At 59.9% G+C, this 14,519-nt stretch carries 10 protein-coding genes; 1 reads left to right on the top strand and 9 read right to left on the bottom strand.

Annotated elements, in window-relative coordinates; translation table 11 throughout:
* Positions 1-8: 8 nt before the first annotated feature.
* The 9 genes from xylB to ACEN8Z_RS17385 all read right to left on the bottom strand — a co-directional run bounded on the left by xylB (position 9) and on the right by ACEN8Z_RS17385 (position 10,767).
* Positions 9-1,505: a xylulokinase gene (gene xylB, locus ACEN8Z_RS17425; RefSeq protein WP_495595034.1), complete on the bottom strand. Its 1,497-nt coding sequence runs from the start codon at positions 1,503-1,505 to the stop codon at positions 9-11.
* Positions 1,506-1,689: 184 nt separating this feature from the next.
* Positions 1,690-3,162 (bottom strand): mannitol dehydrogenase family protein, encoded by a 1,473-nt coding sequence (locus ACEN8Z_RS17420; protein WP_495595033.1) that lies wholly within the window; start codon positions 3,160-3,162, stop codon positions 1,690-1,692.
* 16 nt (positions 3,163-3,178) lie between these two features.
* Complete coding sequence (locus tag ACEN8Z_RS17415; RefSeq protein ID WP_495595032.1) at positions 3,179-4,282, bottom strand: ABC transporter ATP-binding protein; 1,104 nt, start codon at positions 4,280-4,282, stop codon at positions 3,179-3,181.
* Positions 4,283-4,458: 176 nt separating this feature from the next.
* A complete protein-coding gene (locus ACEN8Z_RS17410) occupies positions 4,459-5,289 on the bottom strand; it encodes a carbohydrate ABC transporter permease (protein ID WP_442097498.1) in 831 nt (276 codons plus the stop codon).
* A gap of 8 nt (positions 5,290-5,297) precedes the next feature.
* Positions 5,298-6,224 carry a carbohydrate ABC transporter permease gene (locus ACEN8Z_RS17405; protein ID WP_495595031.1) on the bottom strand — a complete coding sequence of 309 codons (927 nt, stop codon included), beginning with the start codon at positions 6,222-6,224 and terminating at the stop codon, positions 5,298-5,300.
* A gap of 153 nt (positions 6,225-6,377) precedes the next feature.
* Positions 6,378-7,688 carry an ABC transporter substrate-binding protein gene (locus tag ACEN8Z_RS17400; RefSeq protein WP_495595030.1) on the bottom strand — a complete coding sequence of 437 codons (1,311 nt, stop codon included), beginning with the start codon at positions 7,686-7,688 and terminating at the stop codon, positions 6,378-6,380.
* A gap of 341 nt (positions 7,689-8,029) precedes the next feature.
* Positions 8,030-8,935 carry an AraC family transcriptional regulator gene (locus tag ACEN8Z_RS17395; protein WP_495595029.1) on the bottom strand — a complete coding sequence of 302 codons (906 nt, stop codon included), beginning with the start codon at positions 8,933-8,935 and terminating at the stop codon, positions 8,030-8,032.
* Between the two features lie 94 nt (positions 8,936-9,029).
* Complete coding sequence (locus tag ACEN8Z_RS17390) at positions 9,030-10,328, bottom strand: glycosyltransferase (protein WP_495595028.1); 1,299 nt, start codon at positions 10,326-10,328, stop codon at positions 9,030-9,032.
* 76 nt (positions 10,329-10,404) lie between these two features.
* Positions 10,405-10,767, bottom strand: a complete 363-nt coding sequence (locus ACEN8Z_RS17385) for a response regulator (protein WP_108228315.1) — start codon at positions 10,765-10,767, stop codon at positions 10,405-10,407.
* Positions 10,768-11,023: 256 nt separating this feature from the next.
* Between ACEN8Z_RS17385 and ACEN8Z_RS17380 the strand changes: the two genes are divergently transcribed.
* Complete coding sequence (locus tag ACEN8Z_RS17380; RefSeq protein WP_495595027.1) at positions 11,024-14,515, top strand: response regulator; 3,492 nt, start codon at positions 11,024-11,026, stop codon at positions 14,513-14,515.
* The last annotated feature ends 4 nt before the right edge of the window (positions 14,516-14,519 follow it).

Raw genomic sequence — 14,519 nt, 5'->3', positions numbered from 1 at the left:
TTCACTCTTTAAAGGGTTGCGACATGCCGTTGATAGCGTTCATAAGCCTGCTGACAGGCTTGCACATTGTCGGCCACCGGCAGGGTTTCACTGGCCGGGTCGAGTTTCACGCAACGCTCGCACAAGTCCGCCAGACTGTGTTCGTGCCCGTTTTCCCAGGATAAGCACCAGGCCGCCTGAATCGCTGCACCGAGGGCCGCGGCCTCACTTTGTTCGGTGCAGATCACGGGCGTGTTCATGGTGTCGGCGACAATCTGCCGCCAGACCGCGCTTTTCGAGCCACCGCCGATCAGGCAAATGCTGCGGCTTTGTAAGCCATTGCGGCGTAGCAGGTCCAGTCCGTAACGCAAGCCGAACGTCGTGCCTTCGACCACTGCGCGGCACAGGTTGGCCCGGGTCAGGTTGGTCATGGTCAGGCCCGACAGGCTGCCGCTGGCATGGGGCAGGGCGGGCACCCGCTCGCCGTTGAAGAACGGCAGCATGCACACACCTTCGGCACCGATCGGCGCCTGGGCAACGAGCTCATTGAACTGATCGATGTCGAGGTCCAGCAGATCGCGGATCAGGCCGGTGGCATTGGTCAGGTTCATCGTGCAGATCAATGGCAGCCAGCCGCCACTGGATGAACAGAAGGTGGCGACCGCAGCCTCCGCAGCGACGTTTGGCCTGTCTGAATAGGCGTACACCGTGCCCGACGAGCCGAGGCTCATGGTGATCGCACCCGGCTGGATGTTACCGGTGCCAATGGCCCCCATCATGTTGTCGCCGCCGCCACTGGACACCAGCGCCCGCGGGTTGATGCCCAGGTGTTCGGCTATCCCCGGCAGAATCGTGCCGACCGCCTGGTGGGCATCGATCAGCTCCGGCAGCGCAGCTTGCAGGCGTCCGCTCGGGTCGATGTCACGCAGCAATTGCAAATCCCACTGGCGGGTACGCACATTGAAATACCCGGTGCCCGAGGCATCCCCGTATTCGCTGCAACTGCGGCCGGTGAGCCAATGGTTGAGGTAGTCGTGGGGTAGCAGAATGCGGGCGATCCGGGAAAACACCTCGGGATGTTGTTCTTTGGTCCAGAGCAGTTTGGATACGGTATAGCCCGGCGCAATGACCACGCCGAGGCGTTCCAGCGAACCGTTTTCGCCACCCAGGTGGGCCAGCAATCGGTCATTCTCCGGGGTGGTTTCGGTGTCGCACCAGAGTTTGGCCGGACGCAGCACCTGGCCCTGATCGTCGAGCAGCACCAGGCCATGTTGCTGGCCGGATACGCCGATGCCGAGGATCGACTGGCCATCGACCTTAGCCGCGAGCAATGCGCGGCGGGTGGCCGTGGCGAAGGCTTCCAGCCACTGCTGGGTGTCCTGTTCGCGGCGGCCATCGGCAGCGCTGATCAGTCTGTGGCTGGCCGCTCCCTGGCCGAGCACTTCACCACTGGCCGCGTCGAGGATGATGGCTTTGGTGCCTTGGGTGCCGCAGTCGATGCCGAGGAATAGTGGTTGGGTTGTCATGCAAGATCCTTGGTCGTCAGCTCGATACAAGTCTGGGTTCAGTATCCCTGGTGCCTGTCGGCCGCCTTCGCGAGCAAGCCCGTTCCCACACTGAAACACTGTCGAACACAAATACTGTGTTCACTACAAATCTACTGTGGGAGCGGGCTTGCCCGCGAAGACGGCAGCAGCTCCACCGCAGGACTTACGCCAACACCCGCTCCAGCGTCCGCGACACCCCAACCTCCCGCAAACTGTTGCAGCACCACTCGAACGCCGCGACAAACTCCGGCGAGCGCGCAATCGCCGTACCAAAAATATCCTCGACCGCCAGCAACCGCTGGGCAATCAGCACATCATCGACCACCAACGCCTGGCAGAACGCTGCACGCGGGTCCGCAATCGAGTAGGTCTCGCCATTCTCATCCACGCCTTTGAGGTACAACGCCCATGCCGCCACCACCAACGCCGCACGCTTGGTCTCGCGGCCTTCGGCGATCAGGCGGTTGATGGTCGGTACGGTGAATTTCGGAAACTTCGACGAGCCGTCCGAACACACCCGTTCAAGCTGATCGGCGATCGCCTGATTGGAGAAACGCGCCACCAGGGTGTTCTTGTACTCGCTCAGGTCGATTCCCGGCACCGGGGCCAGTTGCGGCGTCACGTCCAGGTCCATGTAGGCGTGTATGTAGCGTACGAACAACGGATCGTTCATGGTCTCGTGGACGAAGCGGTAACCCTTCAGGAATCCCAGGTACGTCAGCGCCAGATGACTGCCGTTGAGCAGCTTGATCTTCATTTCTTCATAGGGTGTGACGTCGTCGGTGAATTGCACGCCGACCTTTTCCCAGGCCGGGCGACCGTTGGTGAACTTGTCTTCCAGCACCCATTGCACAAAAGGTTCGCAGACCACCGGCCAGGCATCATCCAGCCCATGCTGGTCCGCCAGTTGCAAACGGTGCCGGGCGCTGGTCATCGGCGTGATGCGGTCGACCATGGCGTTGGGAAAACTGACGTTGGCGTCGATCCAGTCGCGCAATTCGCTGTCATGCAAGGCGGCGAAGGCCAGCAGCGCCTTGCGGGTGACGGCGCCGTTGTGTGGCAGGTTATCGCAGGACATCAGGGTAAAGGCCGCTGTGCCAGCCGCGCGGCGCCTGGCCAGCGCAGCACAGAGAAAGCCGAACACGGTTTTCGGGGTGTCGGGGTGCGCCAGGTCATGCTGGATCTGCGGCAAGTGCGCCATGAACTCGCCGTTGCTGTCGTCGATGCAGTAACCGCCTTCGGTAATCGTCAGCGAAACTATACGGATCTCGGGACTGGCCAGTTTGTCGATCAATGCCTGGGCATCGTCCTCGGCCAGCAGCATGTCGCGAAGGGCGCCAATCACCCGCACCTCGGTGTCGTCGCCATCGCCGAGTTCGAACAGGGTGAACAGGTAGTCCTGATCCTTGAGGTCGTCACGGGCGCGGCGGTCCTCGGCGCGCAGGCCGACACCACAGATTGCCCAGTCCAGGCCTTCTCCGGTGTTCATCAGTGCATCGGTGTAAAACGCCTGATGGGCGCGATGGAAACCGCCGACGCCGATGTGCGCGATGCCTTGGCGGGTATCGCCCAACGCGTAGGCGGGCAGGACCACTTCGGGAGCGAGGCGGTTGAGGTTCTGTTTGTTCAGTTTCATCGCAGGCTCTCTGAAATCAGGCAGCAACGCGCAATGGACGGGTCAACGCCACGCCGTCGGCATCGAATAAATGGCAGTGTTGCGCGTCCAGGTGCAGGCTCAGGGTCTCGCCGTAGCGGCTGGCCAGATCGCCGCGAACGCGCATGGTCAGGACTTCGCCGGACGACGTCAGGACGTGGCAGAACGTGTCGCTGCCCAAGCGTTCGCTGACATCGGCGGTGACCTGCAGGGTGCAGTCACCCGGTTTGGCCAGTTCCAGATTCTCCGGGCGAATGCCCAGCGTCACCGCACCCCCGACGCTCAAATGGGGCCCGCTCAAGGGCAGGTTGATGCGGGTTCCGGCGTCCAGTTGCACTTCACAGCCCTGACTGTCGACGCGGCTGACCTTGCCCTTGAGGAAGCCCATTTTCGGCGTGCCCAGGAAACCGGCGACGAACAGGTTCGCAGGCTGGTGATAAAGATCCAGCGGCGAGCCGACTTGCTCGATCTTGCCGCCATTGAGTACGACGACTTTGTCGGCCATGGTCATCGCTTCGACCTGATCGTGAGTCACGTAGATCATCGTGGCTTGCAGCTCTTTGTGCAGGCGCAACAGTTCCAGACGCATCTGCACCCGCAGGGCGGCATCGAGGTTGGACAACGGTTCGTCGAACAGGAAGATTTTCGGGTTGCGCACGATGGCCCGGCCAATCGCCACGCGTTGGCGCTGACCGCCGGACAGTTGCTTGGGTTTGCGCTCCAGCATCGGCCCCAGCTCGAGGATGCGCGCCGCTTCGCTGACTTTTTTCTCCACTTCGGCTTTCGCCACGCCAGCCAGGTCCAAGGCGAACGACATGTTCTTGCGCACGCTCATGTGCGGGTACAGGGCGTAGGTCTGGAACACCATCGCCAGGTCGCGCTTGGCCGGGCTCACCTCGGTGATGTCGCGGCCATCGAGTTCGATGGTGCCGCCGCTGACTTCTTCGAGCCCCGCGATAAGCCGCAGCAGCGTGGATTTACCGCAGCCCGACGGGCCGACGAAGACCACGAATTCCTTGTCGTTCACTTCAAGGTCAATGCCCTTGATGATGGAAAAGCCTTCGAAGCCTTTGTGCAGATTCTTGATTTTCAGGTTGGCCATGGTGGTGGGCCTCCGGTTGTTTTTATTCAGATTGAGCCGGGCAGGCTTTTCTGTAGGAGCGAGCTTGCTCGCGATGCGCTTGCAGGCGACGCATTCTTCCAGTCAGCGCGCGTTATCGTTCACGTCCATCGCGAGCAAGCTCGCTCCTACAGGAATTGCATTCGGTCAGGGGGCTTTCATTTCACGGCGCCGAACGACAGGCCGCGCACCAGTTGTTTCTGGCTGATCCAGCCGAAGATCAGGATCGGCGCGCAGGCCAGGGTCGAGACCGCCGACAACTTGGCCCAGAACAGCCCTTCGGGGCTCGAATACGAGGCGATCAACGCGGTCAGTGGCGCGGCTTTCGACGAGGTCAGGTTCAGCGACCAGAACGCCTCGTTCCAGCACAGGATCAGCGACAGCAGCACCGTGGACGCCAGACCGCCCTTGGCGATCGGCAGCAGCACCCGGAGCATTTCCTGCGCCAGCGTTGCGCCGTCCAGGCGTGCGGCTTCGAGGATGTCCTTGGGGATGTCCTTGAAGTAGGTGTAAATCATCCAGACCACGATCGGCAGGTTGATCAGCGTGTAGATCACGATCAGCGCGATGCGCGTGTCGAGCAGGCCGAAACTCTTGGCCAGCAGGTAGATCGGCATCAGCACGCCCACTGGCGGCAGCATTTTGGTCGAGAGCATCCACAGCAGCGTGCCTTTGGTGCGCTGGGTTTCGTAGAACGCCATGGAGTAGGCCGCCGGCACCGCAATCAGCAGGCACAGGGCCGTGGCGCTGAAGGAAATCACCACCGAGTTCCAGGCAAAACTGAAGTAATCACTGCGCTCGTTGATGTGCAGGTAGTTCTCCAGCGTCGGCATGAAGATGAACTGCGGTGGCGTGGCGAAGGCATCGATTTCGGTTTTGAAACTGGTCAGTACCATCCAGAAGATCGGGAAGAAAATCAGGATCGCGATGGCCCAGGCCAACGTACCGAGCAGCAGGCTTTGCAGGCGACGGGATTGTTGAAGAGTCATGGCAGGCCTCAGGCTTTGTCGGTCAGGTTTTTGCCGATCATCCGCACCAGGATGATCGCGGCGATGTTGGCGATGACCACGGCGATCAAGCCGCCCGCCGAGGCCATGCCGACGTCGAACTGCACCAGCGCCTGGTTGTAGATCAGGTAGGCGAGGTTGGTCGAGGCGTAGCCGGGGCCGCCATTGGTTGTGGTGAAGATTTCAGCGAACACCGAGAGCAGGAAGATGGTTTCGATCATCACCACCACCGCAATCGGCCGCGCCAGGTGTGGCAGTGTCAGATGCCAGAAGATGGCGACAGGCCCGGCCCCGTCCAGGCGCGCGGCTTCTTTCTGTTCCTGGTCGAGGGACTGCATGGCAGTCATCAGGATCAGGATCGCGAAGGGCAGCCATTGCCACGAGACAATGATGATGATCGACAGCAGCGGGTAGTGCGCCAGCCAGTCCACCGGTTGCGCGCCGAACAGCTTCCAGACGTAGGCGAGAATCCCCGACACCGGGTGGAAAATCAGGTTTTTCCAGATCAGTGCGCCCACCGTGGGCATGATGAAGAACGGCGAGATCAACATCACCCGCACGATGCCGCGACCGAGAAACTCACTGGCCTCCAGCAAGGCGCTGATCAGTACGCCGAACACCACACTGATCAGCAGCACGCTGCCCACCAGCAACAGGGTGTTGGTGGCACCGGGCAGGAAGCCCGAGTCCGTCAGGAAGTAGGTGAAGTTCTCGATGCCGACAAATTCGTTTTCGCCGGGGTTGAGCAGGTTGTAGCGGATCATCGAGAAGTAGAGCGTCATCCCTAGCGGAACGATCATCCACAACAGCAGCAGTGCCACCGAAGGGCTGACCAGAAACCAGCCGGGATTGGCCACGCGGTTTTTGCGCAGCGGTTGGGCAATGTCCATGTGAGCTTTGACAGTTGAAGTATTCATGGCGTTAAACCGATTGGGTACAGGCAATGAAGATCAATTGTGGGAGCGAGCTTGCTCGCGATAGCGGACTGTCAGTCGATACAAATGTTGAATTTGACGGCCTCATCGCGAGCAAGCTCGCTCCCACAGTAAGCAGGAGCAGGCTGGTGCGGGTTACTTGGGATAACCCGCGCGCTTCATCTCGCGTTCAGTGGTTTGCTGGGCCGCCGCCAGGGCCTGATCGACCGTAGTCTGGCCGATCAGCGCCGCAGAGAAGGACTTGCCGACCTGAGTACCAATGCCCTGGAACTCGGGAATGGTCACCAACTGAATACCGATGTAAGGCACCGGTCTGGCACCCGGCTTGCCCGGGTCCGCGGCCTTGAGCGACTCCAGCGTAACTTTGGCGAATGGCGCCGCACTCAAGTACGCCTCACTGTAGGTCGAGGCCCGGGTGCCCGGCGGCACGTTGGCGATGCCGTCCTTTTCTGCGACCAGTGCGCTGTACTCCCTGGAGGTGGCCCAGGCGCTGAAGGTTTTCGCGGCGTCCTTGGCTTTGGAACTGGTCGGAATGGCCAGCGCCCAGGAGTACAACCAGGCCGAGCCCTTGTCAGTCACCTGGTGTGGCGCATAGGTGAAGCCGACGTGATCGGCGACCTTGCTCTGGGTTTTGTCGGTGACGAACGAGCCGGCGACGCTGGCGTCGACCCAGATCGCGCATTTGCCGCTGTTGAACAACGCCAGGTTTTCATTGAACCCGTTGCTCGACGCACCCGGAGGGCCGGATTTCTTCATGGTGTCGACGTAGAAGTTCAGCGCGTTTTTCCACTCGGGGCCGTTGAATTCCGGCTGCCACTTCTCATCGAACCAGCGCGCGCCATAGGCGTTGGCGACGGTGGTGACCAGCGCCATGTTCTCGCCCCAACCGGCCTTGCCGCGCAGGCAGATGCCGTACTGTTCCTGCCCGGGTTTGTTCAGTTTGGCGGCGAACTCACCGATCTGCTCCCAGGTCGGGCGCTCGGGCATGTCCAGGCCGGCGTCCTTGAACAGATCGGTGCGGTAATAGGTAATCGAGCTTTCGGCGTAGAACGGCAGGGCATACAGCGACCCCTTCACCGACAGGCCTTCACGCACCGATGGAAACACGTCGTCGAGGGCATAGGCGGCTGGCAAATCCTTCATCGGCTCCAGCCAGCCCTTGGCGCCCCAGAGTGCGGCTTCGTACATGCCGATGGTCAGCACGTCGAACTGCCCGCCCTGGGTGGCGATGTCGGTGGTCAGGCGCTGGCGCAGGACGTTTTCCTCGAGCACCACCCAATTGAGCTTGATGTCCGGGTGCTCGGCCTCGAAGGTTTTCGAGAGCTTCTGCATGCGGATCATGTCGCTGTTGTTGACGGTGGCGATGGTCAGGGTCTGGGCGCCAAGGCTGACGCCGCTGAGGGTCATGCAGGTGAGGGCAAGCAGAGCTTTTACCGAAGGTTGCATCGTGCACTCCTTTTCTGCACCCGGCGGGTTACAGAAGGACAGTTATTGTTTTTGTGTCTTCCGAAGGCAGGAAGAATGTGCACTGATTACATCCTTCATTGGAGGGCGAGACAAATCATCCATCGCACTTTAATTGATACTTTTTTGCACTGAACTTTAGGGGGGTAGACGCAAGGAAGGGGTTTTCAGCGATGGGGCAGTATTGAAACCGTACAGGTTTCAGGGCTTGGCGCTGTACCTGTGGGAGCGGGCTTGCTCGCGAAGGCGGTGTGTCAGTTAGCAAAGTGTTGTCTGACACGACGCTTTCGCGAGCAAGCCCGTTCCCACAGGGTTTTGAGGGGTCAGTTCAGGTTTTGCTCGGTGAGTCGCTGCACCACCAGCCGCCGGTAATGCGAAGGCGTCATGCCCTTGAGCTGCTGAAAGCGCCGGTTGAAGTTGGAAATATTGTTGAAGCCCGATTCGAAGCACACGTCAGTGACCGGTTTGTCGCCATCGGCGAGCAACTCGCAGGATTTGCTGATACGCAGACGATTGACGAATTCGATGAAATTGCGCCCGGTGGCCTGCTTGAACACTCGGCTGAAATACGTGGGCTTCATGCCCAGGTGTTCGGCGACTTCTTCCAGCGGCAAATCCCGGGCGTAATGGGCGAAGATGTAATCCACCGCGCGGTTGGTGCGATCGATGTTGTGTTCGTCGGCCAGTTGTGAGGTCGTGGCACCAGAGAGCAATTGGTACTCGTCGGTGGCCGCGAGCAACTCCAGCAGAATGAAAAAGTGCCCGAGCCGGGTGGCGCCGCTGGTATCGGCAATGCGCTGCATCAAGTCCATGGCCTGGGCGATGGTGTGCTTGCAGCGAAACTCAATGCCGTACTGCGCGCGTTCGAGCAAGGGCGCCAGGGTCTTGAGCTCGGCGAATACCTGATAGCCGCTGTCGAACAACTCGTCGGTGAAATTGACCAGCATGTCGCGCTTGGGCACCACTTCGTCCTCGGCCACCTGGCTGATCCAGTTGTGGGGCAGATTGGGGCCGGTCAGGAACAGGGTTTGCGGATAGAAGTTGCCGATGTAATCGCCAATGAACACCTTGCCGGAGCTGGCGACGATCAGGTGCAGCTCGTATTCCTTGTGGAAATGCCAGCGCACCAGCGGGCTGGGAAAACCGTGCTGGCGGTAGATGATGGACAAGCCATTGTGGTCGTCCATCAATTCATAGGAAGGATCGGTGACTCTGGCGGGGCGGGTCATGTCAGGGCGCTTGTGTTGTTATTCCGTCCTGATCATGCCTCTTGACTGAGGGATAACGCTACTACCGGCTGAGTACCTGCTCCTGCAAGGCGCGCTACTCCTGATTAAGCCGGTTCTTCACCTCGATCCATTGCGCCATGTATTGAGTGCTCTTGTGCTGGTGATGACGCAGCATGCTGCCGGTAAAGTTATCTCGTCTGATGTTGGACAGATCCCGTTGGCATTCGACGAGCCGCTGGATCAAGGCCGGGCCATGAACGGATTTACGGTAACGGCTGGCGAGCAGGGTTTGCGCGTGCGCCTGGGCGTGGAGCCAACGCGTCTTGTCGTTGTGCAGTTGCACGGCATGATCGGCGAACTCGCGTGCCGTACGGGTCACTGCACCGGGCCATGCCTCTTCGCCGTGCATCGCCTCTGCACCGACTGGCGTCGTCACATTCGGTGTGCCACAGAGCATCGCATCGACAATCTTGCCTTTGATTCCCGCGCCAAAACGCAGAGGTGCCATACACACCCGGGCCGACGACATGACTTGCAGGGCGTCCTCTGCCCAGTTCATCACATGAAAACCGTGTGCCGGGTTATGCAAGGCCGTCGCCTTGGGTGGTGTGTACGCACCATAGATATGCAATTGAGCGCCGGGCAATTGCTCGCGAATCAGCGGCCAGATCGCGGTTTTCAGCCAGAGCACCGCATCCCAGTTGGGCGCATGGCGAAAGTTACCGATATGAAGAAAATGTGCCCGGTCTTCGAACGCTACCGGTGCACTGGCCGCAAGCTCGACCATCAACGGGCACCAGTGCAACAGGTTGCGCGGAAACCTGAACTGCTCGACCAGCAATTCGATTTCGACTTCGGAAACCATCAGCGTCAAATCACAACGATAAAATGAGGCAATCTCGCGCTTCGCCAGATCGGTATTGGCCATGTGTTCAAATTCGTCGCGCGACGCCGGGGCGAACAGGTCGTTGAAGTCATTGTTGTCCTCACTGGCCTTCAAGCGCTCCTTGAGGCGTTGCTGCCGCCCATGCCTGAGGCTTTGCAGGTCGCAGCTTTCGAGCACGCGCAAGGCATCGGGGCAATATTTCTCGACCCGCCAGCCGAACTGTTCCTCCATCATGAATTGATCGAACAACACGATGTCCGGCGCCAGTTCGCTGATGAATGCGTCGAAACTGCTGTTGTTCAGCTCGATAGGTACTTCGCGAATACCCAGCGCCGTCAGGTCTGCGCGTTGTTCGCCGAAGCCCGCCGGGCTGCTGAAGGTGATATCCCAGCCTTGTTGCAGGAAAACCTCGAGAATTTGCATGACATGCCCGCTGGCCGCCGAAGAGCGGGGCTCGGGCCAGACGTAACCAATGACCAGGACTTTGGTTGCGTGGGGCTCAATCATTGACGGGAATTCCTTGAAGCGGATACAGGGCAGGGAAGAAAAACGGGGGCGCATTAAACCACAGCAAGACCCAGGGTTAGCCGAGAATGCTTCTAACTTTGTCGCGCAACTGATCGATGGAGAACGGTTTGCCGATCAAGTGCATGCCTTGAGGCACTTCGATGTTATCGGCATAGCCGCTGGCAAACAGGACCGGAAGGGCTGGACGCAAAGCACGTGCCTGATTGGCCAGTTCGCGGCCGTCCATGATCGGCAGGCCCACATCGGTCATCATCAGGTCAATGCGCTGGTTCAAGTCCTTGAGCTGCTCCAGTGCCTGTTCGCTGCCATCGGCTTCAAGCACGCTGAATTCCAACTCCTCCAGTACGTCGACGATCAGCATGCGCACGATGGCATCGTCTTCGACGACGAGGATGATGGAGGCGTTGGCGGATGACATAGTGAGATTCCCGAAAAAATTGGCGTTGCCGGTCGCTCGAAATCACCGGCCTCTTGCATGAGTAAGTGACGGATCCCGACAAGTTCCCAGCGCGATGAAAAAAGAATGGCGGCGCAGGTCAGGCAAGGATAACCCGCTGCTTTGGGGGGCGCAGTGGAATGTAGGACCTTGCGCGATAACATGTCAGAAAATTGGATCACTGTGCGAGTTTTGGGGCAAACTCCTTGCACTCTGACAGTTCTACAAGGCCTGCCCCATGACCCCTGCGTCCTCGGTTGATGAGCAACGATTTCGTAAACTCCTGAGCCGCAACATTAGCCTGCCCTTGGGTCTGGGCCTCATCAGTGCAGTGTTTTTCGTGTCGCTGATCAGCTATTTACTGTCGACGATCCAGTGGGTGCAACACACCGACCGGGTGATCAATAACGCCAATGACGCGGTCAAGCTGACCGTGGACCTGGAAACCGGGATGCGCGGTTTTCTGCTCAGTGGCGACGAACATTTCCTCGATCCCTACGAAACCGCCAAGCCGCGCATCGCCGTGGCCCTCAACACCTTGCTCGAGCTGACCGCCGATAACCCGGTGCAGACCGACCGCTTGTTGCGGTTGCAGGCCTTGCACCAGGAGTGGGCCCAATACGCGCAATCGCTGATCGATTTGCAGCGCAGCAGCGGTGACTTTCGCGCCGTGGTCAAGGCCGGGCGCGGCAAGCGACTGACCGATGAAATTCGCAAGCAGTTCGAGGACGTGATCGACGCTGAACAACAATTGCGCACATCGCGCAATGATGAAGTGCGACGTACCACGGTCATGAGTATCAGCCTCTACCTGTTGTTCATTGCCGGGGTGAGCGGGTTGCTGGCGTATGTCGGGCGCCGCGATTTGTTGACCCTGTCGCAGAACTACAGCGTCAACCTTGCCGCCCAGCAGGCCAGCGCCCATCGTCTGGAGCAGCAGGCCTGGCTGCGCAACGGCCAGACCGAGCTGGCCGAGCAAGTGCTGGGGCAATTGAGCCTGAACATGCTGGGTCGCAACATCCTGCAATTTTGTGCGCAATACCTCGGCACCGCCGTGGCGGCCATTTATGTTCGGGAAGAACAGGGCGGCCTCAAGCGCATCGCCACCTACGGCTTTTCCCGTGAGCAGGAAGATCGCGAGCAGCAGATTTACAGCGACGAAGGCATTGTCGGCCAGGTGGCGCAACAGGCACGACTGATTCGCCTGGACGAGGTGCCGGGTGATTATTTCAAGGTCAGCTCCGGCCTCGGCGAAGGTTTGCCGCGCAGTGTGCTGGTGGTGCCAACCCGCGACGACGACCGGGTCAATGGCGTGATCGAGTTGGGTTTCCTGCGTCCGCTGAGTGACCGCGATGTCGCGTTGCTGGAGTTGATTGCCAGCAACATCGGCACGTCCATCGAGGCCGCACGTTATCGCCAGCGCTTGCAGGATGTGCTGGCTGAAACCCAGCAGCTCAATGAAGAGCTGCAAGTGCAGCAGGAAGAACTCAAGACCGCCAACGAAGAACTCGAAGAACAGTCGCGGATTCTCAAGGAGTCCCAGGCGCACCTGCAAACCCAGCAGGTGGAGCTGGAGCAGACCAACGAACAACTCGCCGAGCAGGCTGAAGCACTGGCCGGGCAACGCGATGCCATGGACCTGAAAAATGCCGAACTCAATCAGGCCCGGATCCAGCTCGAAGAGCGCGCTGAAGAGTTGCAGCGCTCAAGCAAGTACAAGTCCGAGTTCCTCGCCAACATGTCCCACGAGCTGCGCACGCCGCTGAACAGCTCGTTGATCCTGGCCAGGCTGCTGGCGGAAAACCCGGAGGGAAACCTCAGCGCCGAGCAGGTCAAGTTCGCCGAATCGATCTACTGCGCCGGCAATGACTTGCTCAACCTGATCAACGACATTCTGGACATTTCCAAAGTCGAAGCCGGCAAGCTGGAAATCCGCCCGGAGAACACCAGCGTGGCGCGCCTGGTGGAGGGCCTGCGCGGTCTGTTCCAGCCATTGGCCACGGACAAGCAGCTGGATTTCCAGGTGAATATGCAGGACGGCGCGCCGCTGATGCTGTTCACCGACCGCCAGCGTCTGGAGCAGGTCCTCAAGAACCTGCTGTCCAACGCCGTGAAGTTCACCGAAAAGGGCAGCGTCAGCCTGCTCGTCGCCATGGCGCCGAACGAGGGCATTGCGTTTACCGTCCGCGATTCCGGTATCGGCGTTGCGGCGGATCAGCACGAAAGCATCTTCGAAGCGTTCCGTCAGGCCGATGGCACCACCAATCGGCGTTACGGCGGCACCGGGCTGGGCTTGTCGATCTCCCGTGATCTGGCAGCCTTGCTTGGCGGCTCCATCAGCGTGACCAGCACGCCGGGGCAGGGCAGTGCGTTTACACTGGTCTTGCCGCAGCAGTACGTGGAACCGGGCGAAGTGCCTGTCGAACCGATGCGAGCCGCTCCTGTGACGGCTGTACCGAGTGTATCGCCGCCCACGTTGTCGCCACTGATTGCCGACGTCGACATTCCGCGTTTCGACGACGATCGCCACAAAGGCCCGTTCACCAGCCGCTGCATTCTAGTGGTGGAGGATGAGGTCAACTTTGCGCACATCCTCTACGATCTTGCCCATGAACTGGGTTATCAGTGCCTGGTGGCCCATGGCGCCGACGAAGGCTACGACCTGGCCAAGACGTTCATTCCCGATGCAATCCTGCTGGACATGCGCCTTCCGGATCATTCCGGTCTGACCGTGCTGCAACGTTTGAAGGAGCACGCCGAAACCCGGCACATCCCGGTGCATGTGATTTCGGTCGAGGACCGGGTTGAAGCGGCGATGCACATGGGCGCCATTGGCTATGCGGTCAAACCGACCACCCGCGAAGAACTCAAGGACGTGTTCGGCCGCCTTGAGGCCAAGCTGACCCAGAAGGTCAAACGCGTGCTGCTGGTCGAAGATGACGATTTGCAACGCGACAGCATTGCCCGCCTGATCGGCGACGATGACATCGAGATCACCGCCGTTGGCCTTGCGCAGGAGGCGCTGGACCTGCTGCGGGCTTGCGTTTTCGATTGCATGATCATCGACCTCAAGCTGCCGGACATGCTCGGCAATGACCTGCTCAAGCGCATGTCCACCGAAGACATCTGCTCGTTTCCACCGGTCATCGTCTATACCGGGCGTAACCTGACCCGGGATGAAGAGGCCGAACTGCGCAAGTATTCGCGCTCGATCATCATCAAGGGCGCACGCTCGCCGGAGCGGCTGCTGGACGAGGTGACGCTATTTCTGCACAAAGTCGAATCACGGTTGTCCCATGAGCGGCAGAAGATGCTCAAGGTCGCCCGCAGTCGCGACAAGGTCTTCGAGGGCCGCAAGGTGTTGCTGGTGGATGACGATGTGCGCAACATCTTCGCCCTCACTAGCGCGCTGGAGCAAAAGGGCGCGGTCGTGGTCATTGGCCGCAACGGCCGTGAAGCGATTGAGCGATTGAATGAGGTGCAAGACATCGATCTGGTGTTGATGGACGTGATGATGCCGCAGATGGATGGTTTTGAAGCCACCGTTGAAATTCGCAAGGACCCGCGCTGGCGCAAGTTGCCGATCATTGCAGTGACGGCCAAGGCCATGAAGGACGATCAGGAACGCTGCCTGCAGGCCGGCGCCAACGATTACCTGGCCAAGCCCATCGACCTGGATCGCCTGTTTTCGCTGATTCGTGTCTGGTTGCCGAAGATGGAACGTATCTAGTGGA

The organism is Pseudomonas sp. Pseusp10 (assembly GCF_059492225.1).
Note: the sequence above shows the minus strand (reverse complement) of the source record. Positions and strands in the feature narration are given on the sequence as shown.

Excerpts from the sequence above, each read along its gene's own strand:
- ACEN8Z_RS17400 (WP_495595030.1), bottom strand. The coding sequence starts at position 7,688 with ATGCAACCTTCGGTAAAAGCTCTGCTTGCCCTCACCTGCATGACCCTC.
- ACEN8Z_RS17415 (WP_495595032.1), bottom strand. The coding sequence starts at position 4,282 with ATGGCCAACCTGAAAATCAAGAATCTGCACAAAGGCTTCGAAGGCTTT.
- xylB (WP_495595034.1), bottom strand. The coding sequence starts at position 1,505 with ATGACAACCCAACCACTATTCCTCGGCATCGACTGCGGCACCCAAGGC.
- ACEN8Z_RS17395 (WP_495595029.1), bottom strand. The coding sequence starts at position 8,935 with ATGACCCGCCCCGCCAGAGTCACCGATCCTTCCTATGAATTGATGGAC.
- ACEN8Z_RS17390 (WP_495595028.1), bottom strand. The coding sequence starts at position 10,328 with ATGATTGAGCCCCACGCAACCAAAGTCCTGGTCATTGGTTACGTCTGG.
- ACEN8Z_RS17405 (WP_495595031.1), bottom strand. The coding sequence starts at position 6,224 with ATGAATACTTCAACTGTCAAAGCTCACATGGACATTGCCCAACCGCTG.
- ACEN8Z_RS17380 (WP_495595027.1), top strand. The coding sequence starts at position 11,024 with ATGACCCCTGCGTCCTCGGTTGATGAGCAACGATTTCGTAAACTCCTG.
- ACEN8Z_RS17385 (WP_108228315.1), bottom strand. The coding sequence starts at position 10,767 with ATGTCATCCGCCAACGCCTCCATCATCCTCGTCGTCGAAGACGATGCC.
- ACEN8Z_RS17420 (WP_495595033.1), bottom strand. The coding sequence starts at position 3,162 with ATGAAACTGAACAAACAGAACCTCAACCGCCTCGCTCCCGAAGTGGTC.
- ACEN8Z_RS17410 (WP_442097498.1), bottom strand. The coding sequence starts at position 5,289 with ATGACTCTTCAACAATCCCGTCGCCTGCAAAGCCTGCTGCTCGGTACG.